Here is a 25,658-nt window from a genome sequence, read left to right as displayed (position 1 = left end):
TTGTGTGCTTTTAAATTTTAAACACAAACTCAGATTAAATTTAGTACAGGGGTTTTCACAGTATCACGCACGCACATTTAGCACAACAATGAATTTTAGAAAGATAGTATTGCAGGTAACAGCTCTTTTTGCTGTAGCGGGTGCACAGGCTCAAAACCCGATTATACAAACCATTTATACAGCCGATCCGGCGCCGATGGTATACAAAGACACCGTTTACTTGTACACTGGGCATGATGAAGATAAATCAAATACGTTTATCATGAAAGACTGGCGCTGTTTCTCGTCTACCGATATGGTGAACTGGACAGACCGCGGGTCGCCCCTATCGGTTAAAACCTTCAGCTGGGCGAAGCAAGATGCCTGGGCCGGGCAATGCATTGCCCGGAATGGGAAGTTTTACTGGTATGTACCTATGACCCATGAAACGATGGGAATGTCAATCGGGGTGGCTGTTTCTGATAGCCCTACCGGCCGGTTTAAAGATGCACTTGGAAAACCACTGGTTCACATCAGTTACGGGGATATTGATCCCACGGTATTTGTTGATGACGATGGTCAGGCATATCTCTATTGGGGCAACCCTTATCTTAAGTACGTAAAGTTGAACCAGGATATGATCTCTTACACTGGAGAGGCAGTTACAGTGCCTTTGAGTAAAGAAGGGTTTAATGTACGATATAAAGACGTTGATAAAAGACCTTCAGCATACGAAGAAGCGCCTTGGTTTTACAAACGCAAAAGCCTGTACTATATGCATTATGCTGCAGGAGGTGTTCCGGAACATTTGGCTTATTCGACCAGCGCAAGTCCTACCGGACCATGGGTTTACCGCGATACCATTATGCGGATAATTGAAAAGGGAGGCGCTTTTACCAATCACCCAGGTGTGATCGATTATAAAGGGAAATCGTATTTGTTCTATCATAACGGTGCATTGCCAGGTGGCGGAGGTTTTACCCGCTCCGTTTGTGTGGAGGAGTTCCGCTATAGTAAAGATGGGAGCATTCCACGGATAACTCCAACAGCCGAAGGTGTAAAACCTGTTGAACATTTAAATCCATTCATCCGCCAGGAAGCGGAAACCATAGCCTGGGGGGAGGGAATTGAAACCGAATGCAGCACCAACGCCGGAGTTTATGTAACGGAAATCAGCAATGGTGATTTTATCAAAGTCCGAAGTGTTGATTTTAAGAAAGGAGCAGGATCATTTCAGGCTAATGTTGCATCTGCCTCAGGTGGTTTTATCGAAATACATGTGGATAGTCACGAAGGAGAACTATTAGGGTTCTGTGAGGTGAAAAATACAGGAGGCTTGCAAAGTTGGACCACCGTTTCAACTAAAGTAAATAAGTTAAAGGGGGTTCGCGATCTGTACTTTGTTTTTAAAGGCAGTCAAGGCGATCTGTTCAATTTCAACTGGTGGAAGTTCGATAAATAATATCTTCCAGAATCATTCATCCTCTTAATTAAAAATTTAGAACAACAATGAATATCAAAAAGATAATATTACAGGCAATAGCTGCCCCCATAGAGCGACTGGTTTACTATTTGGGGGTAGGTGCCACTCTACTATTGACCCGATCGTAATCCAAACCGAGAAGAGAAAAATGAAATATCATGGTTATACGGCCCAATAAAATAAAAAAAGTATGATTAAAAAAAAAGTGTTGTTAATTACGGTTCTTGCTATCTCTTTTTTGGGATATGAAAAAGATGTAAAAGCTCAGACTAATGCGCATAAACCGAAAGGGATTAATGAAAAACTGGAAGAAAAATTCGCAAATGTTTCGCCGAAACTTACCTCCAGTAATGCGAATCCTTTATTAGATTTTATGTTTACGGCCGACCCGACAGCTATAGAATACGATGGCAGAATTTATGTGTATGCCACGAATGATCATGAACAGTATGAGCATGTAGGAAAGGATGGGAAAAATTCATACGAGCATATCCGTTCACTGGTCATGATGTCTTCTGATGATATGGTTAATTGGACTTATCATGGTCTCATAAATACAGCAAAGCTAGCACCATGGAGTCAGAATTCCTGGGCACCTTCCATTACATCAAGACTGGAAGCAGATGGTAAGACACACTTCTATTTGTATTACTCCAATAGCGGTGCTGGCTCAGCCGTGCTTACTTCTACCTCTCCCGTTGGTCCCTGGAAAGACCCATTAGGAAAGAACATAGTCGACCACTCTGTACCCGGTGTGGATGTCGGTGCTCCATTCGATCCCGGAGTTGTGATTGACGACCGAGGTACAGGCTGGCTGGTTTTTGGAGCAGGAACGCCTAAAACAAAATATATGCCGGATAATGCCAGAATCGTCAAATTAGGAGCAGATATGATCAGTTTGGCCAGCAATTTTTCTAAGATACCCGCTCCCTATTTTAATGAGGCCAGTGACCTTAATTTTATCAATGGAACCTGGGTTTATAGTTATTGTACGAGTTGGGATGAACGCACTGAATGGCCTTATAGCAGTATTGCTAAACCAACCGCATGCAACATATCTTATATGACGAGTAAAACACCCTTAAATCAGGATAGTTGGAAGTATCGCGATAACTATTTTAAGAATACTGGCGACGTTAACGTGGGGCCTTTAACAAACAATCACACTCACTTGTTCAAGTTTAAAGGGAAATATTATCTTGCTTACCATGCTATGTATTTGCAGGATCATTTTGGCACTAAAGGTGGTTTTCGTAATGTGGATATCGAAGAAGCATCGGTGGATGAAGGGAATGACGTGAATATCCCAATGGTCAACGCAACTTTTAAAGGTCCGTCACAACTTAACCCATTAAATCCATTCGTTCTTCAGCAAGCAGAAACCACCGCAGGCACTTCCGGACAGGTTCAGTTCGAAGCCGATGGTAATGAGGGTAATATGGTTGCCATAGGAAAAATAGATAAACAATGCCTCATGGTCCGGGGAGCTGATTTTAGCAAACAGATTCCTGCCAAATTCCAAGCCCGGGTGAAGGGAAAAGGTAAAATTGATGTTTACGTAAATAATCTTAAAGGCCCAGCTCTTGTTTCCCTTACATGTGATGAGAAGGAATGGACTACGCTCTCAAAGAAAATAGAACTGAACATAAATAAAGGAGTAGGGAACATCTATTTCATATTTAATGGAGAGGGCTTTTTGTTTGATGAATGGAAATTTTATTAAGTCCGGTTGCTGGTTTATTGATGCTATTTATAGTAGATGTTCGATCAAAACGAGCTGTTACTGCCGATTCTGTAAAACCCTTAAGCCTTCCTTTTGGGAGCCGGGTAAGGTGCCTGATCAGCGTGTGATGGATGCCCTATCAAAAGTGATGAAAATTAAATAAGCGAGAGTTTTAGTTGTTTATAAGTAGATGCCAGGGGCCTTTACCGAGAGGTCCCGGCATTTTTAACCATAACAATTCTGCTTTCAACATAACGGAAATCAACAGTGATCTATTGAACGCATGACAATTGCCGCGGCAATTGTCACCTGGTTAAAAAAAGAGAACATGGAAAATCAAATTGTTTCAAAAGCGCCGGAATTAGATGAAAGTGAAATTAAAGCTTTGATAGAGAATTTTGATACGATTGGTCTGTTGCTTAAAGAGCACCTCGTTATCTTCAGTAACCCGATCTTAACACCTACATCAAGAAAAATGTGTAACGAGGGCTTGGTTCTTATTAAGAAGTTCACTCAAAAATGTTTAGAGCATTACGGGATGTAATTTTTAAAATAAGATTTCAATTGCACTTATGTTGATATGGGCAGGCCCGCCCAGTTAAACAGGCAACAGATTGAAAAATTAAAACAAGAAAATGGTTCGCCTGGCTGGCCTTAAAGCAAGGCCCGGTTAAATTACAGCGGCAGGCAAATAGCATCGACAAGAAAAAGAGAACTAATAATTTATGAAATATATCATTGCCTGTTTTATGGCATTTTTTGTGGCCGGCGGAGTTTCGGCACAAAACAAAAGTGAGGCTGCGCTTAATGCGAAGATCAACCGGATAGTCAGCAAAATGACGCTGGAAGAAAAAATAGAAATGCTTCACGGCAACGCGTTATTTTCTTCGGGAGGCGTAAAACGTTTAGATATCCCGGAACTAACGTGCGATGATGGCCCGTTGGGTGTACGCGAAGAAATAAAGCGTTTTGATTGGGCATCGGCTAACTGGACAACAGATTCTGCCACGTTTTTGCCAAACGGCTCGGCAATAGCGGCTACCTGGAACCCCATAATGGCAAACGGGTATGGCGTAGTTATTGGAGAGGAAGCAAACGCGCGCAAAAAAAATGTAATGCTTGCTCCGGCATTTAATATTTGCCGGATGCCGCTTTGTGGCCGTACCTATGAATATTATTCGGAGGATCCTTATTTGAACAGTCAATTGGCTGTTCAGTCTGTAAAAGGCATTCAAAGCCAGCATGTGGCTGCTTGTATAAAACATTTTGCCGCAAATAACCAGGAATTTAACCGCGATAGCGTAAACACCATAGTTGATGAAAGGGTATTGCGTGAAATTTATTTCCCGGCGTTTAAAGCAGCCATACAGCAAGGGAATGCTTATACCATTATGTCGGCCTACAATAAGCTGAACGGTTATTGGTGTTCCGAGAATGATTTTTTATTGAATAAGGTGCTGAAAAACGAATGGGGTTTTAAAGGAGTGGTCATATCAGATTGGTCCGGGACGCACCATACCGTTGCTGCCGCCAACAATGGGCTGGACATTGAAATGGGATCAAGCGGGCCGTATGATCAGTGGTATTTTGCCCAGCCGTTACTTAAAGCTGTTCGGGAAGGCAGAGTTCCGGTAAAAACAATTGACGATAAGGTGCGCAGGATTTTGTGGGTGATGTGTCATACCTCTATGAGCGCCAATCATCCAAATGGATCTATCGCTACATCGGCGCATGCCAAGGCCGCCTATGCTATTGCCTCAGAATCCATCGTTTTGCTAAAAAACGACAACCATTTGCTGCCTTTAAAAGCGGGTAGTATTAAAAGTATTGTCGTTATTGGCGATAATGCCATCCGCACATTTGCCTTAGGGGGATATGGCGCCGGTGTAAAAGCGCAACATGAGATAACAGCATTAGACGGTATAAAATCGAGGTTCGGTAAAACGGTCAAAATCAGTTTTTCCAGGGGCTATAAAGCAAACTACCTGGCAAGTAATAGTGATGAACAAAATCGTGGCTATGACCAACCCGATCAAAAACTGATTGATGAGGCTGTAGCGCTTGCGAAAACCAGCGATGTCGCCATTTTATGTATCGGTTCAAATCGGGAATATGAGAGTGAAGCCCACGATCGTAAAACCCTGGAACTGCCTTTCGGAGAGCAGGCATTGGTTAACGCGGTTACGGCGGTTAATGCCAATACTGTTATTGTAATAATGGCCGGCGCACCGTATGATCTGAATGAAATTAAAAAATCCAACCACGCAATTGTTTGGTCGTGGTTTAACGGTTCAGAAGCCGGCAATGCACTGGCCGACGTATTAAAAGGTGTCATCAATCCGTCGGGAAAGCTGCCGTTTACTTTTCCCGTATCGTTAAAAGATTCTCCTGCTTTCGCTTTAAATACTTATCCAGGCAAAGGCCTCACGGCAGAATATAAAGAAGGCATACTGGTTGGATATCGCTGGTACGATACTAAAAAGATTCAACCGGAATATCCTTTTGGTTATGGGCTTTCCTATACTGATTTTTCTATCAGCAACTTTTCGGCTGATAAATTAAGCTACGGGAAAAATGAAACCATCCGTGCAAAATTCACCATCAAAAATACAGGTAGCCGTTATGGCGCCGAGGTTGTGCAATTATATGTAAGCGATCCGGTTTGTTCTGTTTTGCGCCCGGAAAAAGAGCTTAAAGGTTTTGAAAAGATATTTTTAAAGCCCGGTGAAACAAAAACAGTAGAAATGCAGGTGAAAATTGCTGACCTGGCATTTTATGACGAAACAAAAAAAGCATGGAATGCCGAAGCCGGTGAATACATCCTTCAATTAGGTAATTCATCACGCAGTATCATTCAGAAAGTGAAAATATCAGTTAAATAAGCTCAATAAACTCAGAAATAATTTCCAATGTAAATGCCCCGTTGGCTTTTATAAAATAAGTGTAAAAAACACAATAAATAATATTAAATTTCATGATGAAAAAGTTATTACCCATTTTAAGTTTGTGCCTGTTCCTGTTCACTGCAACAAGCTTAAAAGCGCAAAACCCTAAGCTTACGCTTGATTTAACTAAACCCGGCGCAAATGTAAGTCCGCAACTGTATGGGTTGATGACCGAAGAGATTAACCATTCGTACGATGGAGGTTTGTATGCCGAGCTGATCAGGAACAGGATATTTAAGGACAATCCAAATACGCCGGAAGCCTGGAGCATAATCAAAGAAGGTAGTGCGAAGGCCACAATTCAATTAGTTGCCCCAAACCCTAACTATGTACCCGTTGATCAGCGGCGCCATGCAATTAATGGCGCGTTAACTACTTGTTTAAGACTGTTGGTGGATACCGGCGGCGGCCGGGCCGGTATTGCAAATGAAGGTTATTGGGGCATACCTGTTTTGCCTAATACAACATATAACGCCTCTTTTTATATGAAGGGTACGGAAGGCAAGCCATTGCCTAACGAGTCATGGGCTCCCAAATCTACAGTTGCTGTTCCGGTAATTGCTGATAACACCGCCGGGCCTATCACCGTAAGTATAGAAAGCAATGAGGGTAAAACGGTATATGCTTCGGGGATTATTAATTTGGTAAAAAGCGCCTTTTGGAAAAAATATGAACTTAAATTAACAACAAGGGCCGATGTTAAACCAACATCTGCCGCCCGTTTTGTTATTTCAACAAACCGTACCGGGGTTTATTATTTTAACCTCGTCTCTTTATTTCCGCCAACTTATCATAACCGCCCGAATGGGAACCGGGTAGATATCATGAAGTTATTGGCTGATATGAAACCGCGTTTTTTACGTTTTCCCGGTGGTAATTTCCTTGAAGGTCCGAAATTGACCGATGCATTTCCGTGGAAAACTACTTTGGGACCGCTTGAGCGGCGCCCGGGCCATACCGGTTCATGGGGTTACCGCCCCACTGACGGAATGGGCTTACTTGAATTTTTAGAATGGTGCGAAGACCTTAAAATGGAACCGCTGCTTGCCGTTCATGCCGGCTATTCACTCGATGGCGACCATGTGGACGCAGGCCCGCTTTTAAAGCCATATGTAGACGATGCGCTTGATGAAATAGAATATGTTACGGGCGACGTACACACCTACTGGGGCGCCAAGCGTGCGGCAGACGGGCACCCGGCACCCTTTAAACTCAGCTATGTAGAGATTGGTAACGAAGACGGGTTTGACGCGTCTGGCAGTTACGACGGGCGTTTCGCCCAGTTTTATGATGGCATTAAAGCCAAATACCCAAACCTTCACTGTATCGCAACCATCGGCGGTAAGGACTGGCTTGGGACCAGGAGTAAATTAACCATTCGCAAGCCCGAAATTGTGGATGAACATTATTACCGCAATGCCTGGGAAATGGAAGAGGATGCAGCACGTTATGATAAGTACGACCGCAAAGGATATAAAGTGTTTGTAGGTGAGTGGGCAACGCGTGAAGGCGAACCAACCACCAATATGAACGCCGCCCTGGGCGATGCCGCCTGGATGACGGGCATGGAACGAAATTCAGACCTGGTTATCTTGTCATGCTACGCGCCATTATTTGTAAACATAAATAAAGCCACGGCAACTGCGCCAAAGGCCTGGCAATGGGACTCGGACCTGATAGGTTACGATGCTCTAAAAAGCTTTGGTTCACCTTCGTACTATGTACAAGTAATGTTTAACAGCTATATCGGCAATAAAGTGGTGCCTGTAGCGGCCGCCAATATCCCCACCCAAATCAGGCCTGCCACCAAGCAGGACAGCGCGGCGAACAAAATGCCCCAACCTATACCAGGCATGTTTTATGTGGCTACCCAGGACACCAAAACGGGAAAACTGTTTCTTAAAGTGGTAAATGCAACAGGAAAGCCGCAGCAGGTTGATATCGATTTAAAGGGGGCCGGAAAGCTTTCTCCGGAGGGTATTATTGTGGTCATAAAAGGCGATAAACCCGAAGATACCAACACGATCAGCGATCCGGTCAAAATAGTTCCGGTTACCTCCAAAATAAAAGTGCCCGGCGCTAAATTTACAAGAACATTCGATCCATATTCAGTAAGCGTGCTTCAAATAAATACATTAAATAAATAATTAAAGCCAGGTAAGAAACTAAATAAATAAAACCAGGTAAGAATGCCAGGACAAAAAAACAAATGTCAATATGAGAAATGCGATTTACAGGTTATGGGCAACGGCCTTAATTATCACGCTTATAGTGCCGTGTTTATACGCGCAAAAAGCCACTAATCCCATTATTTATGCAGATGTACCGGATATATCGATAGAACGCGTAGGCGATAGCTATTACATGAGCAGTACAACCATGCATATGAGTCCCGGTGTACCGATTATGAAGTCGAACGACCTGGTGACCTGGAAGACGGTGGGTTATGCATATGATACTTTAGCAAATGTTGATGCAACAAATCTCACAAATGGCAAAAATATGTATGGGGAGGGTTCGTGGGCAAGTTCTATCCGTTTCCATAATGGCACTTATTATGTAAGCACATTTGCGTCAACCACAGGCAAAACTCACATCTATTCTACAAAGGATATCGAAAAAGGCCCGTGGAAAGCAAGGTCATTTACCCCCCTAATGGGCGATAACTCCTTGTTTTTTGATGATGACGGCAAGGTTTATATGATTAGCGGGGGTGGAAAGTTGAGGTTGGTTGAACTGAAAGAAGATCTTTCGGGCATAAAACCGGGCGGAACTGATGAAACCATTATTGAAAATGCAAGCTTGCCATCAGGCGGTACCGGTCTTGCCGCCGAAGGCTCCCAACTTTTTAAGATCCGCGGTAAATATTACCTTTTCAATATTACCTGGCCAAAGGGCAACGTACGCACTGTTATCATACACCGGGCAGATAAAATCACCGGCCCGTACGAAGGACGAATCGGCCTCCAGGACCTGGGTGTGGCGCAGGGCGGATTGGTTGAAGCGCCAAACGGGGCCTGGTATTCTTATTTGTTCCGTGATTATGGCTCGGTGGGCCGCATTCCCTATTTGGTGCCCGTAAAGTGGGTGGATGGATGGCCTGTTTTGGGCACTGACGGCAAAGTGACCGAAACACTCGATCTGCCGGCCGGCAAAGGTTTGATCCCGGGCATCGTCGCCTCGGATGAATTTACCCGCAAAAAAGACGAACGGGTATTACCACTGGTTTGGCAATGGAACCATAACCCGGATAATAGCTTGTGGTCTGTAACGGCGCGGAAAGGGTATTTACGACTCACCACCGGCAGGATTGACACCAATTTCCTGATGGCGCGAAATTCACTGACACAACGCACTATCGGCCCGGTATGCTCCGGGGTAATTTCGCTCGATGTTTCTAATATGAAAGATGGTGATTTTGCGGGTTTAGGCCTTTTGCAAAAAAATTACGGATTGGCTGGTGTAAAAATAACCGGGGATAGCAAAGCTATCGTAATGATCAATGCAAGCACCGGAAAACCTGAGGAAGCACAAAAAATCCCCCTGGATCAAAAGGTAGTATACTTTAAGGCGGAATGCAATTTTACGAACAGAAAGACGTGGCCGATTTTTTTTACAGCCTGGACGGGAAAACGTGGATGCCATTAGGCACACAATTAAAAATGGCCTATACCTTCCCGCATTTTATGGGCTATCGTTTTGCTTTGTTTAATTATGCCACAAAAAATATAGGAGGGGCGGCTGACTTTGATTTTTTTCATATAACAAGTTCCATTTCGTCGAAAAAATAAAGCATATTAAATTAATGAAAGCAAATCAGAGTTCACGCTATTCGAATAAAGCAATGAAAATAAACAAATGGACATTATTGGTGTTTTTCACACTATTCCACTTTTTTCAAACATCCGGTTATGCCCAGGTAACTTTGCCAAAAGTGTTTGGCGATAATATGGTTTTGCAAAGAAGTATAAATATACCTGTTTGGGGTAACGCAACTCCGGGTTCTTTGATTGTTGCAACGCTTGGTAAGGTAAGTACAAATGCAAAAACCGATAAAGACGGCAAATGGATATTGTATTTTTCGAAGTTTGGCGCAGGTGGCCCTTATGATCTCAAAATTTCTGAGTCAGGAAAGCCCTACTCCGCAATCAAATTAACGGGAATTCTTATCGGAGATGTATGGCTGGCTTCGGGTCAATCCAATATGGAATGGCAGGTACAGCAGGCGCGGGATGCTCCGAATGAAATTGCCAAAGCAGATTTTCCCCAAATCCGCTTTCTTATGGTAGAACATGATATTAAACTTACTCCTCAATCTGATTTTTTAGCGGGTAAGTGGAAACTATGCGACACAAATAATGTAAAGCAGTTCTCTGCCGTGGCCTATTATTTTGCCCGTAAAATACATAAAGAACAAAACGTACCAATCGGTATCATTCAAAGTACCTGGGGTGGAACACCGATAGAATCGTGGACAAGCCGGGAAATGCAGCTTTCATCGCCTGCTACCAAGGCAAAAATACTTGCCAACGATACGCTGGTTAGAAATGATTTTGCAAAGGATAGCTTGAATATGATACGGTTTTGGGACATCGTTTATCATCCCCAGGGTAATGCTGATAAAACTGTTCCCTTACCGGATTATGACGATTCTGGTTGGCCGGCGGTTGAGATGCCCCGTGTGATTAAAGATTTTGGAATTGGAAAATATGAAGGGATGATGTGGTTGCGTAAAAGAATTGTGTTACCGCGATCCTTTGCAGGGAAAAATTTGGTGTTGAATATTGGTCACCCTGAAATGAATTACTCCCTTTATTTTAATGGTGTCGAAATATGCAAAACAATTTGGAATAGCAATCCAAAACAATCTTATACCATTCCTGCCGGCCTGGTTAAGAACGGAGAAAATACCGTTGCTATCAGAATGGCTATGTTGTGGGGCGGTGGCGGATTGAACCCTCCAGCCGAAAATATTTATATTGGTGATGAAAACACTAAGATTTCTTTAGCAGGAAAATGGTTGTATAAAACAAATGTTGAACCGGCCATTCCTAAAATCCACAATTATCAAAATTATCCTGCGATGCTGTTTAATGCCATGATTAATCCGTTAATTCCTTTTGGGGTCAAAGGGTTTATCTGGTACCAGGGAGAGGCAAATGATACGGAGGCTTACCTTTATAGGGAATTATTTCCTATGCTGATCAACGACTGGCGAATACACTGGCATCATGGTAATCTTCCTTTTTTATATGTTCAGTTGGCAAACTTCAAAAAAGAAGATCCGCTTCCTTCTGAAAGCGAATGGGCTGAACTGAGAGAAGCGCAAACACTAACATTGTCACAACCCAATACAGGTATGGCTTGCATTATAGATATCGGCGATGCAAACAGTATTCATCCAACGAATAAGCAGGAGGTAGGACGCAGGCTGGCGCTGACAGCGGAAAAAAAAGCTTATGGGAAAAATGTTAATGCCTCGGGACCAATGTATAAAAACTTCGTTGTCAAGGGCAAAGATATAATCATAAGCTTTACCGAGACCGGTTTGGGACTTGCTATCCGCAATTCAGCTTCCCTAAAAGGATTTTCAATTGCCGGAGATGATAAAAAATTTTATTGGGCATCGGCCAGGATCAAAGGTGATAAAGTAATAGTTAGTTCGGATAAAGTAAATGTACCGATAGCCGTACGTTACGCATGGGCCGACAACCCCGTTTGTAACCTTGTTAACAAAGAAGGGCTGCCAGCCGTGCCATTTAGAACAGATGGATGGAAAGGAATTACCCAAAAGTGATTTGGTTTACAAACCCCAAAATAACGGGATGAGGAAAACAGTAAAAGCAATCAATAGCATTATAGTAAAAATGCATAAGACCTAATAAAATGCAAAATCCATTACAAGCGGAACCAGGAAAATAAAAAGATCAAATACATTGCAGATTCAATGACGCTACGAATGGTTTACTATTTTTGTGTTTTTACGGTATTCAAAAATGAAAAACCCCTTAATTATTGAAATTAAGGGGTTTTTCATTTTTAAAAGTTAGGTTCGGGAGATTTACGCTCATAAAAAAAGCTCTGTAAATGCTTGATTACAGGGCTTTATATTTTAAGCAGAGAGCTAAGGATTTGTAATTTCATCAAATTCTATACTCTCGCCTCAATACGATGGTTTTTATAAAAGTGGTCTCTCGTAGTACCCTCTCAAATCGATTCAAGTTACTCAAACTGATAAACGAAAACAAGAATTATTTCTTTGTTAATGATAACGGAAAAGGTTTACAAAGGCTTACTTTTAACTTATCCTCTGCAAGAGGTTCGCTGATCTGACCGGCGGCTTTGCTTTGATAGCCAAGACGGAATCCGTCTGCGTGCTGGCTGAGCCTGCGAAAAATAAAAGCACGATGGATATGGATTTGAACAGCGTAAAAATAGAATTTAAATAAACCCGGCCAGGAAATTTCGTTGTCTTATTTATTTAACTTTGCATGTAAAACCTTATCATGCGTTTTTTTCGTTTGTTGCTGTTATCCCTGATTCTTGTTTGTGCCTATGCTGCCCGCGGGCAGGACGTGGATTTTCATTTGAACGGGACGTTCCTGCCCGGCAAAAATATCCTGAAGGTAAAGCGTGATTTTAAGGATCCGTACTTATGGATCCTGGCGCAGAATCAGGAGGTTTACCGGATCAACAGCATCACCAGAGCTGTCGATAATTACAGTACTTATTTTAATGAGTACCATAACCTGCAATTTATTGATATCGCCGGTGCAGACGGGAATACGGTATTCGTAGCCACTAATTCAAGCGATATCCTGGAGCTGAAGAACGGTATTATCAAAACCATTGGAGCGGCGAAAGGTGTACCGGGTAAGCTTCATTCTATAGGGATAGACTACACCGGGAGTTATTTCGGAGATAATACGAACGGAGCGGGCGGTCATCCGCAGGCAGACCATATTTTACTGATCGGTACAGACAATGGCCGTTGTAATTATGATTATGCGCAGGAGCTGATGATGCCGTTCCCCTCACATTCGCCCTCGCGAATCTTTGACGCGACTTATCGTTCGGAACTTTTCAGTAACCTTGAGTTTGGAAGCTATCCGGATGTCGTGCAGCAATATGCCGTGGTCGAATTGACGAACCTGACCGTATGGGGTGGTTTTTTATGGTACGGTAATAATAGTGTTTATGGGAACCAGATCAATACGGCTTATACCACGTTTGGCAATGTCATTGATTTGATGGACTATGGGCAGCTTTCCGGTTCCTTAATGAACCAGTTCTGGGGCACTGAAAATGGGTTCTTTCAAAACAGCAGGGCTTATTCTAACTACTCCGACAGAGGACATAATGAATATTTGCCGGGTATTAATGTCAACAAGATTGCTTCGATCTACGGATTACGATCTTTTGGCACCTCGCAGAACAATGGACTGATCAAAGAAAACATGCTGATCGGTACAGACCTGGGCTTTTACTACAGTAATTCAGGCTATGCTCATTATGATCTCTTTCATTATTCGCTGTTTCATTATAATCTGCTGGGTAATGTTAAGATCAATGACATTTGCGTAAATGCTACGTCTTATACTAGCCCGATCTGTGAGGATGGCGTGTGGGTAGCGGCAGTCAATGGGCTCTATTTACTCAAACCGGATTACGGGCCATATATCGATCCGGCTCAGCGGCTCAGCAGTATACAGTTTGAAAACGAGGCTTTCAATAAAAGTGAGCTGGAAATATGTGCCAATACGACGGTTAACGCGATCGTTCAGAACACTGCTTATTCCGGCAACGCCATGCAATGGTACAGGAATGGGCAGGAAATACCCAATGAAAGCAGCAGCAAGCTGACTATCCATGCGCCCGGAGATTATTATGTTGTATTATATGACCCCTGCTCACCCTTGCACCTGGAGAGCAACCACATGAAAGTGATGCAAATAGCCGCCCCGGTATTCGCCTTTAACTACTCTGATCAGCTGAAGTACTGCGAGGGCTCCGTAGCGAACCTTAAAACGGATGATAAGGCCGGTTATACCTACCGCTGGTATAAGGATGGTGTGCTGAACGGCAATACCGGCCCCGCGCTTGACATCAGCGAAAGCGGCAGGTATAAAGTGGAGGTAAGCGCCTGTACTAACAGTTGGGTGTCTTCCAAGGAAGTGCAGGTGAATTTTGTGCCCGTTCCCAAGCCGCTACTTCAGCAGGATAAGGCAGCTTATTGTGCCGGTGAACAGGCGTTGATCAGCAGCAAGGTGCCTATCGATGCTTCAGATATCATCAACTGGGCCCCTTATGCGTACCGTTGGTATACGGACGGGGTTTTAAACGGTCAGACAACGGCCAGCCTTAAGGTCAGCCAACCCGGGAAGTACAAAGTGGAAGTCCGGGGCTGCTCCAATAACTGGGTAGCTTCTGATGAACTGAATATTGATTTTATCCAGCTGAGGCCGCCGCTGATCAAGGCAGATAAACCTGGCTATTGCGCGGGAGAGATCGCCCATTTATCCACTGATTTTATTAATGACGGCAGTTATACCCTGAATTGGTTCCGGGATGGAAGTTTATTAGCCCAGGAACAGAACAAAAACAACATAGCAGCGAGCCAGCCCGGTAATTATAGGTTGGGCATCAGCAGCAATGCGACAGCCTGTAGTACACTTTCGGCGTCTTATGCCTTAAACTTTGACACTGTGCCCGATGTGAGCATCCAACAGGTCGTCAATACCAGTTTATGTGATGGAGAAACGGTCAGCCTGAAAGTTAGTTATTCCAACGGTACGGTTAAATGGCAAACCGGCGAAACGTCCGACGTGATCAATGTGACACACTCGGGAACCTATACGGCGACAGTGAGTACGCCGGGGGGCTGTATGGCATCGAAAAGCATGATGGTGAGCTTTTTACCCAAACCTTCCTTATCGGTCCGTGATGCCAGCATGTGCCCCTACAACAATGAAACCATTACGCTGACAGCGCCTCCGGGCTTTGTAAGCTATGAATGGAACGGGCGACCTGGCACAGCTGAATTCATCACGGGTACCTTGGGCGCTGTTAATCTGCGGGTGACTGACCATAATGGTTGCAGCGCCACGCAAACGATCCATATTACCAGCCACTGCGATGATATCCATATACCTAATACCTTTACCCCGAATGGAGATGGCGTTAATGATAATTGGGTAATCAGCGGGCTTAATGAGACCGACAAGGTCAGTATCTATAACCGGTATGGCTCAATGGTCTTTCAATCCGTTGGTTATCCTGTACCCTGGAATGGCAGCTACAAAAGTAAAAGGCTGGCTCCCGGAGTTTATTATTACCTGATCAATAGCTTAGGTTCCAAACAGATACATAGCGGTTCGGTGACTATTATTTATTGAGCAACAAATAAAATCTGATTTATTTATTTATTTGGGGGGACAGCAGCTGCCGCGATATAGGTTGTCTTTGTACTGCCTTCTCTGATAATAAGACCTGGCGGTGGACTTGGTTTGGTTGGCATGATCTTTTAGCTGGTATTTGATAGTGATTTCAAAAATAAGCCGCAATGATTTTCCGGTCCGACCCTGAGCGATGAACTTAAAAAAATAAAATGTAACGCGAAAACTTATACGCATGGCTCATCTGTCTGCAGTACCGTTGCTCAGGGCTTTGCTTTTTCAAAGAAAAGTTTATACAAACCGTTCTGATCATCGCTTTAACAATTAAATGTTAATAATAAAACATTTAGCGGTTTAGCGAGTCCTAAAATTAGGAGCCTGAAACAGGTCTTCGCAAGAGGTATCGATCAGATTGAGAAGCTTTGGGTTTGGATGGATTGCCTGTAAACAAGAAACGCCCCAAATCCTATGATTTGAGGCGTTTTACAAAAACTTTGTTCACTTGATGCGGAGAGCTAGGGTTCAGAACTATGTGCCTCTACGCACTGGAAACGTGGTTTTTAGTGTCTTTTTTTGAAAAGACTCTACGAATGACGCAGTTCCTTTTGTTCTATTCCCTCAACTCCAAACAGGGTTTTTGAACCTTGTTTTTATGTGCTGATAGTCAATATGTTGCATTTCTCAAGTGTTCCTTACTCTACGTATAACGCATTAGCAAGTTACTCTAATTGTTAAGTCTAAGATAAAAATTTTTTTTGATTTTAAAATCATTTTCAATTTCAAACGACTTAGTGTAGGCATCAATATTTCTGACGCAGGTTTTGAAAGTGTTGCCCATTTAGCTCATATGTTAAAAGCAAATACAAAATTTCGCCGGCGACACTGTTTCCATTGGCACGGCGTTGGTAAGCGTGATAGTAGTGGCAAAAGTATGTCTGGCGGTATGGAAAGTCAACTTTTTATATATACCAGTCACATCAGCAATCTCTTTTAAGTAAGAATTCATTTTCTGATTAGTTAAGATGGGTAGGAGAGTGCCCGTGGTTAAGCATTTGGGATGATTGTTGTATTTATCAAGAATAGCCAGCGCATTCGGAAGTAATGGAAGTCTTACGCCAATTTTACACTTATTCCTCAACATAATTGGTTACATATCAATAATTTCAAGATCATATCAACGGAATTTCGCAGGATTTAAAGATAGATAATCTTACAATTAACTGTTATTCAACCAATTAACACATGGCATTACATTTGAATATTTGACTGTAGTAAGTGCGTGAACTTTAACTACCATCATCTGGCTACGCACCATAACCACATTCAAATAATCATCATGAAATCAGCATTTTTATCTATACCGACGTTGGCAATTTCAACAAGAGTTTTTTCCCAACTCAAAAATACCGGTCTTGAACAACGGGTTTATCTCCTGTGTGCAGGATACGGTCCTTAACAAAGCCGGTGGGATTTGAGATCACCGAAAAGCATTAGATCGTAAACAACTGCTGTCTGGAAAGTACTTGTGTGATATTTGCAGTCTACATTATTGATAGCAATACTAAAGGAATTTTGATGGCCTCCTACCGTCACCGTAGGAATAACGCGAAAAAGATATCAAGTCATGAAAGTTAGAAGTTTTAATCCAGGCAATGTGTTAGAAGACATGTTAATGCCCGAAATAGATATCAGTCATTTTACAAATGTTGAAGCTGCTGATCCGGTAAATTTACCACACCGTGATTCAGACTATGTTTTCTTATTTCAAAAGATGGGATATCTCAGCCTGATGGTTGATGATAAACTGATCGAAATGAAAGACCGATCCGTGTTTTTTATTTTACCGGGACAGTTACGCTATCATGTCGATTCGAAAACAGATACCTGGGTATTGGCAGTGAACGCTTCCTTATTACAAGAAGTCCTTCGCTTAAAACTTAATGAACATTACTATAGAAATCAAGCGGTATCTATATCGAAAAAAAAGGCAGAACGGTTTACGCAATGCATGTCTTTTCTTGCCGAAGAGCTATTGGACCCTAATTATAAACTTTGTAAAATGGCGGTGAGAAAGGGGTTGACCGATGTTATTTCGGGTATGATCACAGAAGAATATGTAATAGCAACTTCCGTGCTGCAAGGTGAACATAGCCGTTTTTCTGAAATAACCCGCGAGTTCAAGGAATTACTGTTAAACAATTTCAAAAAGATGAGAAAACCGGGCGAATACGCAGATGCATTGAGCTTGTCTGTTCCCTATTTGAATCAGGTCATCAAATCGTCAACAGGGTTCACCGTAAGCTATTGGATTCAAAAAATGATTATGAATGAAGCAAGAGTATTGTTGTCTTCTACGTTAAACCCCGTAAAAGATATTGCACATGAATTAGGATACCTGGATCAGGCTTATTTCTCAAGAATTTTTTCAAAGACCCAGGGCTTATCTCCACAGCAATACCGATTAAGCAAGCAGCAACAATTGCCAGACACTGAGTTATGAAGCAAGGTCAGCATGCTCATTTGCTCACGATTTCAAAAAGCTCAAATACCTTTAGTAATGACTCCAAAGGTGAGCAGACAATTTTAATGTCTAATTTCCTCCTTTTTAATTACATTCAAGTCATGATTGTTATCCTGGTGAAAGTCATGACTTATGAAATCTGTGGTATTGGGCACAGTTAAATGGAAACCATCTATTCCTGCGATGTGCTCCTAAAATTCTTTATCAAAAAAAAGACCTTCAAGTCGTGGCCAATTTTGAAGTCTTAACGTCGGTATTGAAAATATCCCGGTACATTTTCCAGCCTGATTTCGTTTTTTTCCAGACTACTATATATTTACCCCGGTCTATAGTTTGTCCCTTCTCATCCTTTAGCTCGTAAAGGCCCTCCTCATTCACAAACGCGCCTGAAAAGCCAAATACTTTGATGGTTTGAAAATATATCTTTCGGATTCCATGTTCATAGCCGCCATTAAAAAAAACCAGAAAGCCCTCTCGACTTGTGATAGCTTGGGTGTTAGGGGCCATAATGGCGGCATCGGCGCTGTACCGTTCTACAACAAGCGCAGCCTGATGTTTCTCAAACGCCTGACTGTATAATAGGTTTGATTGGGCAATTTCTTCAGATATTTTTTCGAGGGTGCCTTTTCCATGTTGTGCATGACCTTTCAGGGCGAAATTGAACGATAGGATTGATACAATAAAAATTGTTTTTCCGGATGTCATAAAGAATATGTTAGGTGATATTAATTAGGGCGAAATTAGTCGTCATACCAGGGAAGGACAATGGATGAATGGTAGTACTTGTTGGATGTTTAACCAATACGACTTTAAAATTATCCGAAAAACCTGCGGCCGTTCCGTCGGATGAATACTGTGTCGAACCCTTTAGTCTCAAACAATAATGGACAGAAGTTAATGCAGGCCGGGATTGCCTGAATTATTCTATATAGAATTTTTGGTGATACCAAGTTTTCTCATTTTTGAGTTCAGCGTTGAGGCAGGGAGCTTTAATAATTCTGCAGCGCCCCCCTTGCCGGAAATCTTTCCGCCACAGCGACGCAAAACATCGGTGATATGCTGTTTTTCAACGCCCGCCAGGTTAGTAACTTCATTCGTCTGCCCGATATAATTTTGCTCATTAACATCAGATAGACATATCTTGGTCAGGGTTTTGCTGTTTGAAAGCAGCACGCTTCGTTCGATCATATGTTCAAGTTCGCGAACATTCCCGGGCCAATTGTAAGCTTTAAGCTCATTCATCGCGCCTGCCGATATCCCGGTGACTTTACATAGGTGGTTTCTATTATATCTTTTCAGAAAAAAATGAGCGAGGTAAGGAATGTCTTCACGCCGCTCACGCAACGGAGGCATCAGGATCGGAAAAACATTCAGCCGGTAATAAAGATCTGAACGAAATCTCCCTGCGGCTACTTCAGCGAAAAGGTTGCGATTAGTTGCCGCAATGATACGGACGTTAACCTTTATAGTAACTTTTCCTCCCAATCTTTCGAACTCCCGTTCTTGTATTACGCGGAGTAGTTTCACCTGAACTTCTAAAGGTAGTTCGCCTATCTCGTCTAAGAAGAGTGTGCCGTTGTGAGCGAGTTCAAACTTGCCAATCCTTCTTTCAAATGCGCCTGTAAATGCGCCCCGCTCATATCCGAAAAGTTCAGACTCAATAAGTGTTACCGGAAGTGCAGCGCAATTCACTTTTACCATTAACTTATTTTTACGCGGCGATGATTCATGAATGCCTCTGGCGATTAGTTCTTTACCTGTCCCTGTTTCTCCCAGGATAAGTACAGTTGCGTTTGAATGCGTCACTAATGACATTAATTGATAAACCCGCTGCATGGGCGTACTTGTTCCGATGATGTCGGAGAAGTTGTAGATTGAGCGTATTTGCTCTTGTAAATGCTCGTTCTCTATCTCCAGTTGCTGTTTATATTTAACTAACTGTTCATTTGCAATAATATTTGACATCGCTATGGAAATCTGAGCACACATGCTGTTGATCATTTTGACGTCAGGTTCATCTGAATCTACCCAAAAAATCCCCAGTTTTCTGGTTCCGGTCTGCAGGGGCGTTGCTACACACTTTTCTACATTCATGCTCCTCCAAAAGTGAAAGTATGATGGGGCATTACCGCTATCTATCCAATCTTGCAGCTTATAAACGATAGTCTCGTTGCCGGCCAGAACAGCATCAGATATACCGTCAGCTATCGGATAGACAGCGTCAAGCACAAAATGATGTCCCAATTCTTCAATGGCCCTTTTTACGTGATGGTCGAAGAGAAAAAGGCTCATTGTTTTTTCATCTTCATTTATTCCGCGAATGACGAATCTTGATATGTTTGATAATTGGCTCACAGCTTTCTCAATTGCCATGGTCAGATCATCTTTGTTACGGACTGCTGCAATATCGTGGCTGAAAGAAAGCAATAGCGCATTATGTTTTTCTTTGCGCTCAAGGTTTTCATTAACCAGTATATTTGAAATAGCGGTAGATAAATGACGCGATATGCACTGAATGATTTGCCTGTCGGCCGGATCGAATACATTTTGTCTATATGATAACAGGATGAGACCGAAGTTCGGCTCATTCCCTTCTGAAAGTATTTTCAGCATGATTTCACCGCCTTTATCTGCATCGGCAGGATCAAGGCATGGAGGAACACAATTGAATTCAAAATCCTCAATATTGATGATTACCGGATTGCTTGTATCCTTTGCCTTGCCCCAAACGCTCTCGCGGGCCAGATTTGACCGGATCCAGTCTAATAAATCCGGGTGGGAAGTTAGACTGGTCAGGAAAATGCATTCGTTGCTATTTTCAGGAACAATCGCTGTGATCAGAAATTCGTCAAAATGAAAAAAATTCCTGAGGTCGCGCTCAATAACGCGGTTCAAACCATCACGCGTTCGTACTTCAGAAAGGTCATGACTGAACGTTAAAAGCAGTTCGTTGATCCATCCCCGCGGATCCAGCATTTCATGAATAATGGTGTTCGATACTGCGTACGCAAGTTCTGTTGAAAGATGATCTATAACATTGATAAACCTGTCGCCGAATGACCCTGCTTTTTTTGACCAGAAATAGCAAATCCCTACCATTCCATTTTTAATCTTTAGCGGTGTGACTAATACTTCCCGGAGGCCATAATCATAATTAACCTGGAGCCAGAATGGAATTGATTCGGACTTAACAATGTCATTCAAAGAAACTACAAAGCTTTTGTCTGCCAATATTGCATCACGTACAATGATATCGTCCAACGGCGCCCTTGCGTTTGATAATGCCTTAAATTCGCTCAGGTTTCTGCCACTTGTCTTTTGATTGAAAAAAAAGGGAAAATATGTGTTCGTGTGGTGGTCGACCGAATGAATACTGACGCTTGTAAATTCATTTAGGCGCAGCATTGATGTGGCCAGCAGGTTAAGAAGGTCATTGCGCTCCCTGACTGCTGCAATCTGTTTCCTTAAGTCTGAAACAAAATTTAGGTAGATACCTTTTTTCTCATACGTAACCTCTTTCATAACCAATATTTCTGAAAAACGCTTCCTGTGGATACTGCGTTAATACCACTTTTAGCCTTTTCCAACTCATTTTTAATCATTTTTATCAATAAACTATATCTATTTTGAGATAAATTTTGCAAACAGCATGCCTTGAATTAAAATACTAATAATCAGATACTTATAATATATTAAATTAATTAATTTGATGATATAACATCAAATATCACTTGGCATTTAGTGATATTTGAACAAATAGGAGATTCGAATAATTTTGCTGGTCTGAAAAGTACTTTCGCATAAAATCAGGCCCTGAATTAATGCTTAAAATTTGTTATTATTACTCAAGAATTAATCGATGGGCGATTAAAATGTCGTTTAAAATAGGGTTGCACCGAATGAGTGTGACCTATATAAAAAATTAAAGAATTTATCTGGATGAACTACAAGGCTAAAATTCTGATCGTAGAAGATCAATATTTAGAAGCTAATAATCTTGAAGTCCTATTGAAGAGGGCTGATTATCGTGTATGTACCATCGCCCGTTCCGTTTCATCAGCCGTTAAGATAATTGAAAAAGAAAATCCTGACCTTGTCCTCCTCGACATCCAGCTAAAAGGCAAATTAAGTGGGATCGATTTGGCAAAATTGCTGTCGCGGAAAAATATTGCTTTCATTTACCTGTCGGGAAATTCGAAGCAGCAATTTCTTGATGCTGCAAAAATTACTCGTCCGTATGGATTTCTGGCAAAACCTTTTCGTGAAAAGGATATACTTATTATGCTTGAAGTTGCCTTATATACACATAAAGAAAATCTTGCATTAACCCGGCAACGTCTTAATCCATCTGCAGACGCAGGAGGCAATAACCACGCCTTTTCTGACATGATTGGGCATTCAAAACCAATGCTTACGCTGCAACAGCATATGAGACGCATTGCTACATCCGAGGTTTCTGTACTGATTTTTGGCGAAAGTGGAACCGGTAAGGAATTGATAGCACGCAATATTCATTTGATGTCCAACCGCGCCAGACAGGCCCTGGTTTCCGTCAACTGCGCGGCATTGCCTCCAAGCCTGATCGAATCAGAACTTTTTGGGCACGAAAAAGGCGCTTTTACCGGTGCACTCGATAAACGTATCGGCCGTTTCGAGCAGGCAGAAGGTGGAACGATCTTCCTGGACGAAATAGGCGAATTACCGCTGGATGTTCAAAGTAAGTTCTTGAGAGTTTTGCAGGAAAAAGAAATTGAGGTGCTCGGGGGGAAGAATAAAAGGGTCAACGTACGTGTGATCGCGGCTACAAATCGCAATTTGCAGGAAGACGTGGTTGCAGGAAGATTCCGGGCAGATCTTTATTACCGGCTGAATGTTTTCCCGCTGGTTTCACCGCCCTTGCGTGAAAGAAAGGAAGACCTTCCCTTACTCGTAAACCATTTTATAACCAAACTGAGTAAAATTGAAAACAGTAATGTTTCCCGTGTAAGTGACCAGGCAATGCAGGAGGTCCTGAATTATGATTGGCCGGGAAATGTGCGTGAGCTGGAAAACCTGGTTCATCGCAGCATCTTACTGAGTACAGAACCGATTATATCTACATTCGGAACGCTTATGGAACACCCAGCCAAACCAAATGCGGAAAGTGACTATAGGAGAACGATAGAGGAAGTGGAGAGGGAACACATTGTAGCTGTTTTAGAAAAGTGCAATTGGAAGGTATACGGACCTGGGGGAGCTGCCGAAATATTAGGGATCAAAGTACCTACCCTTAATTCCCGCCTGAAGAAACTCAATATCGAAAAAGTGCGTTTGAGACCTTCCGACAAAATTTCCAAAAGCCATCATTAACACTGTAATTTATAATAAGGTAAAATCCGTACATCTCAACGATACCCGAATTTACCAATTTTAATGGTGATTATGCTACCGCTTCAGCTGCTGTTACGATCACAATTGCCACCAATTCAAGCTGCAAAAGAATGTAATAAAGAATAATAATTACTTTATCAGGTTGCGCTTAAAATAGCAATAGAGACCGCCTTCAGCGGTCTCTATTGCTATGAATGGAATAATTTTCTAAACAGCTGATACTGCATGACAGGATGATACCGCCTGACAGATGACATCTATAACAACCTGGGGGTTTGAGAGCATAGGCACATGACTGCTTTTTAACTCGGTCACTGTTGCTCCCATGCGCTTGGAAACCCAACGCTGCAGATCGGGGTGTACCGTGTGGTCTTCTGTACATAAAATATACCAGCTCGGTTTAGTATCCCAGGAAGTACTTGTTATTTTTTGCTGGTTAAACAGATCAACGTCGGGTGCATAATGTGTAGCCCATACCACTTTTTGTTCTTCCTCAGAAAGGTCACCGGCAAAGAACTCGGTTGCAGATGGAAGCATCCAGACACGGCCGTCTGCAACTTCAATACGACCAAAGATATCTGAAGGGAATTTATTGAGTTGATCATTAACCGTTTCCCCGACAGCAGGCGCTACCGCGGCAATGTACACGAGTCCGGCGACACGCTCATCAGTTCCGGCAGCTGTGATTGTAGCGCCACCATACGAGTGGCCGACAAGGATTACAGGGCTGCTTACCCGGCTGATTGTACGTTTGATTGCTGCAACATCGTGTTCAAAGGAGGTCAGTCCATACTGAACCGAGATTACTTCATGGCCTGCGGCAATTAACCCTGGAATTACCTTGCTGAAGCATGAAGCGTCTGCCCAAATGCCGTGGCAGAATACGATTGAAGGTTTTTTTGGTGTGTTCATATTGTTTAATTTTTAATAAATGAATATGGTATGCCCTAAAGAATTTAGCTTCCCGAGACATGGATTGTTGTATAGGATTAATTATTTAGCAACGCTTTCGGCTGCATCAATGATGACTTCGGCCACCAATTCGGGCTGCGACATGAAGATCACATGACTGCCTTTGATTTCTGTAATTTTTGTATTAGACCTGCTATACATGTTGCGTTGGATATCTGGATTGATGGTTTTATCGTCAATAGCTACGCATCCCCAGCATGGTTTATTTCGCCAGGCCGCATTGGTGATCGGGGTTGCAAATGCACTTGCGTAAAACGCGCCTTGTGAAGCCCACATGAATGCTGCTTTCTTGGCATCTATGTCAGCGCAAAAACCGGCGTGGAATTTTTCCTTGGCGTTGTAAACAATACCGTTGTCGTCAGGAGGCGAAATGCCGTTTTCTTTTGAAGGCGGAAGCGATGTAATGCAATCCAGCGCTGATTGGCCGTTATCTGGTTGTAAGGCGGCTACGTATACTAATGCTGCAGCATTACGATGATTGCCCGCCTCGGTGATAACTGCCCCTCCCCATGAGTGTCCCACAAGCACTGCAGGACCTCCGATCCGGTCCAATACAATGTTTGTTTGGTTGACATCCGCTTCCAGTGAACTTAAAGGGTTTTGTACCACAAGGACGTTAAAGCCTTTAGCAGTAAGGACATGATACAATGCTTCATAGCCTGAGCCGTCTGCAAATGCACCATGAACAAGGACTACGTTTTTAATTGGTGTTTTCATTCATCGTTTTATTAATTAATGGATGTAGTTACAATACCCCGCTCTGTAGCGGTTCATCCCTTTTATGCACGGATGATGCCAATGTCGCAACGTTCAATAAATCAGATAATTAGGCTCATTTAGCGATTTGAAACAAAGTCGTATGTCGAAAAGAATTTATAAAATTGATGATATATAAACAAAATAGGATCATCTATCGCAGGGGAAATAATCTTAAAAATTTGGGATAAAGGTGGCCGGGAAGGATTGATACACAACTATGGCAGATCGCAAAAAAGGGATTTTGCTGTTCTCCGGCCCGGATTATTGTTATTGTGCGAGGTGAAGAAAGAACTGTTTTATTGCTAACCATAACGGAGGCGGATGTGGGTACCGGCGGTTTTCCGCAGGAGAGGATGAATCCTGAAACTAATATCGAAACTCGATTTAAAATAATGACTGCTCCGGAAAATCCGGGCAGTCAAAATAAAAAATGCTATTTATAACGCATATTGCATTTCATATAAGGGCATTTTCCAGCGCAATATGTTAGATTGGGTAAAACGCTCTTCTT

At 42.5% G+C, this 25,658-nt stretch carries 16 protein-coding genes; 11 read left to right on the top strand and 5 right to left on the bottom strand.

All coding sequences use genetic code 11. The features are described from left to right. Window positions 1-88 precede the first annotated feature (88 nt). The 9 genes from J2W55_RS17995 (at window position 89) to J2W55_RS17955 (ending at window position 15,525) form a co-directional block, all read left to right on the top strand. Complete coding sequence (locus J2W55_RS17995) at window positions 89-1,441, top strand: glycoside hydrolase family 43 protein (protein WP_310098760.1); 1,353 nt, start codon at window positions 89-91, stop codon at window positions 1,439-1,441. A gap of 211 nt (window positions 1,442-1,652) precedes the next feature. Then, on the top strand, window positions 1,653-3,185 hold the full coding sequence (locus tag J2W55_RS17990; protein ID WP_310098757.1) for a glycoside hydrolase family 43 protein: 1,533 nt from the start codon (window positions 1,653-1,655) through the stop codon (window positions 3,183-3,185). Between the two features lie 328 nt (window positions 3,186-3,513). Beyond that, the gene (locus J2W55_RS17985; RefSeq protein WP_310098754.1) at window positions 3,514-3,729 is read left to right on the top strand and encodes a hypothetical protein; all 216 of its coding nucleotides are present in this window, start codon (window positions 3,514-3,516) and stop codon (window positions 3,727-3,729) included. Window positions 3,730-3,910: 181 nt separating this feature from the next. Further along, the gene (locus J2W55_RS17980) at window positions 3,911-6,067 is read left to right on the top strand and encodes a glycoside hydrolase family 3 C-terminal domain-containing protein (protein ID WP_310098751.1); all 2,157 of its coding nucleotides are present in this window, start codon (window positions 3,911-3,913) and stop codon (window positions 6,065-6,067) included. Window positions 6,068-6,159: 92 nt separating this feature from the next. Next, on the top strand, window positions 6,160-8,277 hold the full coding sequence (locus J2W55_RS17975) for an alpha-L-arabinofuranosidase family protein (RefSeq protein ID WP_310098748.1): 2,118 nt from the start codon (window positions 6,160-6,162) through the stop codon (window positions 8,275-8,277). Between the two features lie 70 nt (window positions 8,278-8,347). Further along, on the top strand, window positions 8,348-9,778 hold the full coding sequence (locus J2W55_RS17970; protein WP_310098746.1) for a glycoside hydrolase family 43 protein: 1,431 nt from the start codon (window positions 8,348-8,350) through the stop codon (window positions 9,776-9,778). Continuing rightward, a complete protein-coding gene (locus J2W55_RS17965; RefSeq protein ID WP_310098744.1) occupies window positions 9,706-9,921 on the top strand; it encodes a beta-xylosidase family glycoside hydrolase in 216 nt (71 codons plus the stop codon). The genes J2W55_RS17970 and J2W55_RS17965 overlap by 73 nt, the downstream gene beginning before the upstream one ends. Window positions 9,922-10,064: 143 nt before the next feature. Next, window positions 10,065-11,927, top strand: coding sequence for a sialate O-acetylesterase (locus tag J2W55_RS17960; RefSeq protein WP_310098742.1), 1,863 nt, complete (start codon window positions 10,065-10,067; stop codon window positions 11,925-11,927). A gap of 709 nt (window positions 11,928-12,636) precedes the next feature. Further along, window positions 12,637-15,525, top strand: a complete 2,889-nt coding sequence (locus tag J2W55_RS17955) for a T9SS type B sorting domain-containing protein (RefSeq protein ID WP_310098740.1) — start codon at window positions 12,637-12,639, stop codon at window positions 15,523-15,525. An 850-nt stretch (window positions 15,526-16,375) separates the two neighbouring features. Here the strand turns inward: J2W55_RS17955 and J2W55_RS17950 are convergent. Next, complete coding sequence (locus tag J2W55_RS17950; protein ID WP_310098738.1) at window positions 16,376-16,531, bottom strand: site-specific integrase; 156 nt, start codon at window positions 16,529-16,531, stop codon at window positions 16,376-16,378. A gap of 618 nt (window positions 16,532-17,149) precedes the next feature. Here J2W55_RS17950 and J2W55_RS17945 point away from each other — a divergent pair. After that, complete coding sequence (locus J2W55_RS17945) at window positions 17,150-18,025, top strand: helix-turn-helix domain-containing protein (RefSeq protein WP_310098736.1); 876 nt, start codon at window positions 17,150-17,152, stop codon at window positions 18,023-18,025. A gap of 240 nt (window positions 18,026-18,265) precedes the next feature. On the opposite strand, the gene J2W55_RS17940 is transcribed toward J2W55_RS17945, so the two are convergent. After that, window positions 18,266-18,751: a hypothetical protein gene (locus tag J2W55_RS17940; protein WP_310098734.1), complete on the bottom strand. Its 486-nt coding sequence runs from the start codon at window positions 18,749-18,751 to the stop codon at window positions 18,266-18,268. Window positions 18,752-18,970: 219 nt separating this feature from the next. Then, entirely contained in the window at window positions 18,971-21,568 is a 2,598-nt protein-coding gene (locus tag J2W55_RS17935) for a sigma-54-dependent Fis family transcriptional regulator (RefSeq protein ID WP_310098732.1), read from the bottom strand. A gap of 417 nt (window positions 21,569-21,985) precedes the next feature. On the opposite strand from J2W55_RS17935, the gene J2W55_RS17930 reads away from it, so the two are divergent. Next, window positions 21,986-23,395: a sigma-54-dependent transcriptional regulator gene (locus J2W55_RS17930; RefSeq protein WP_310098730.1), complete on the top strand. Its 1,410-nt coding sequence runs from the start codon at window positions 21,986-21,988 to the stop codon at window positions 23,393-23,395. Window positions 23,396-23,623: 228 nt separating this feature from the next. Here the strand turns inward: J2W55_RS17930 and J2W55_RS17925 are convergent, their stop codons facing one another. Continuing rightward, a complete protein-coding gene (locus tag J2W55_RS17925; RefSeq protein ID WP_310098727.1) occupies window positions 23,624-24,328 on the bottom strand; it encodes an alpha/beta hydrolase in 705 nt (234 codons plus the stop codon). Window positions 24,329-24,409: 81 nt separating this feature from the next. After that, on the bottom strand, window positions 24,410-25,105 hold the full coding sequence (locus J2W55_RS17920; RefSeq protein WP_310098725.1) for an alpha/beta hydrolase: 696 nt from the start codon (window positions 25,103-25,105) through the stop codon (window positions 24,410-24,412). Window positions 25,106-25,658: the final 553 nt, after the last annotated feature.

Source organism: Mucilaginibacter pocheonensis (assembly GCF_031456535.1).
Taxonomy (GTDB): domain Bacteria; phylum Bacteroidota; class Bacteroidia; order Sphingobacteriales; family Sphingobacteriaceae; genus Mucilaginibacter; species Mucilaginibacter pocheonensis.
Note: the sequence above shows the minus strand (reverse complement) of the source record. Positions and strands in the feature narration are given on the sequence as shown.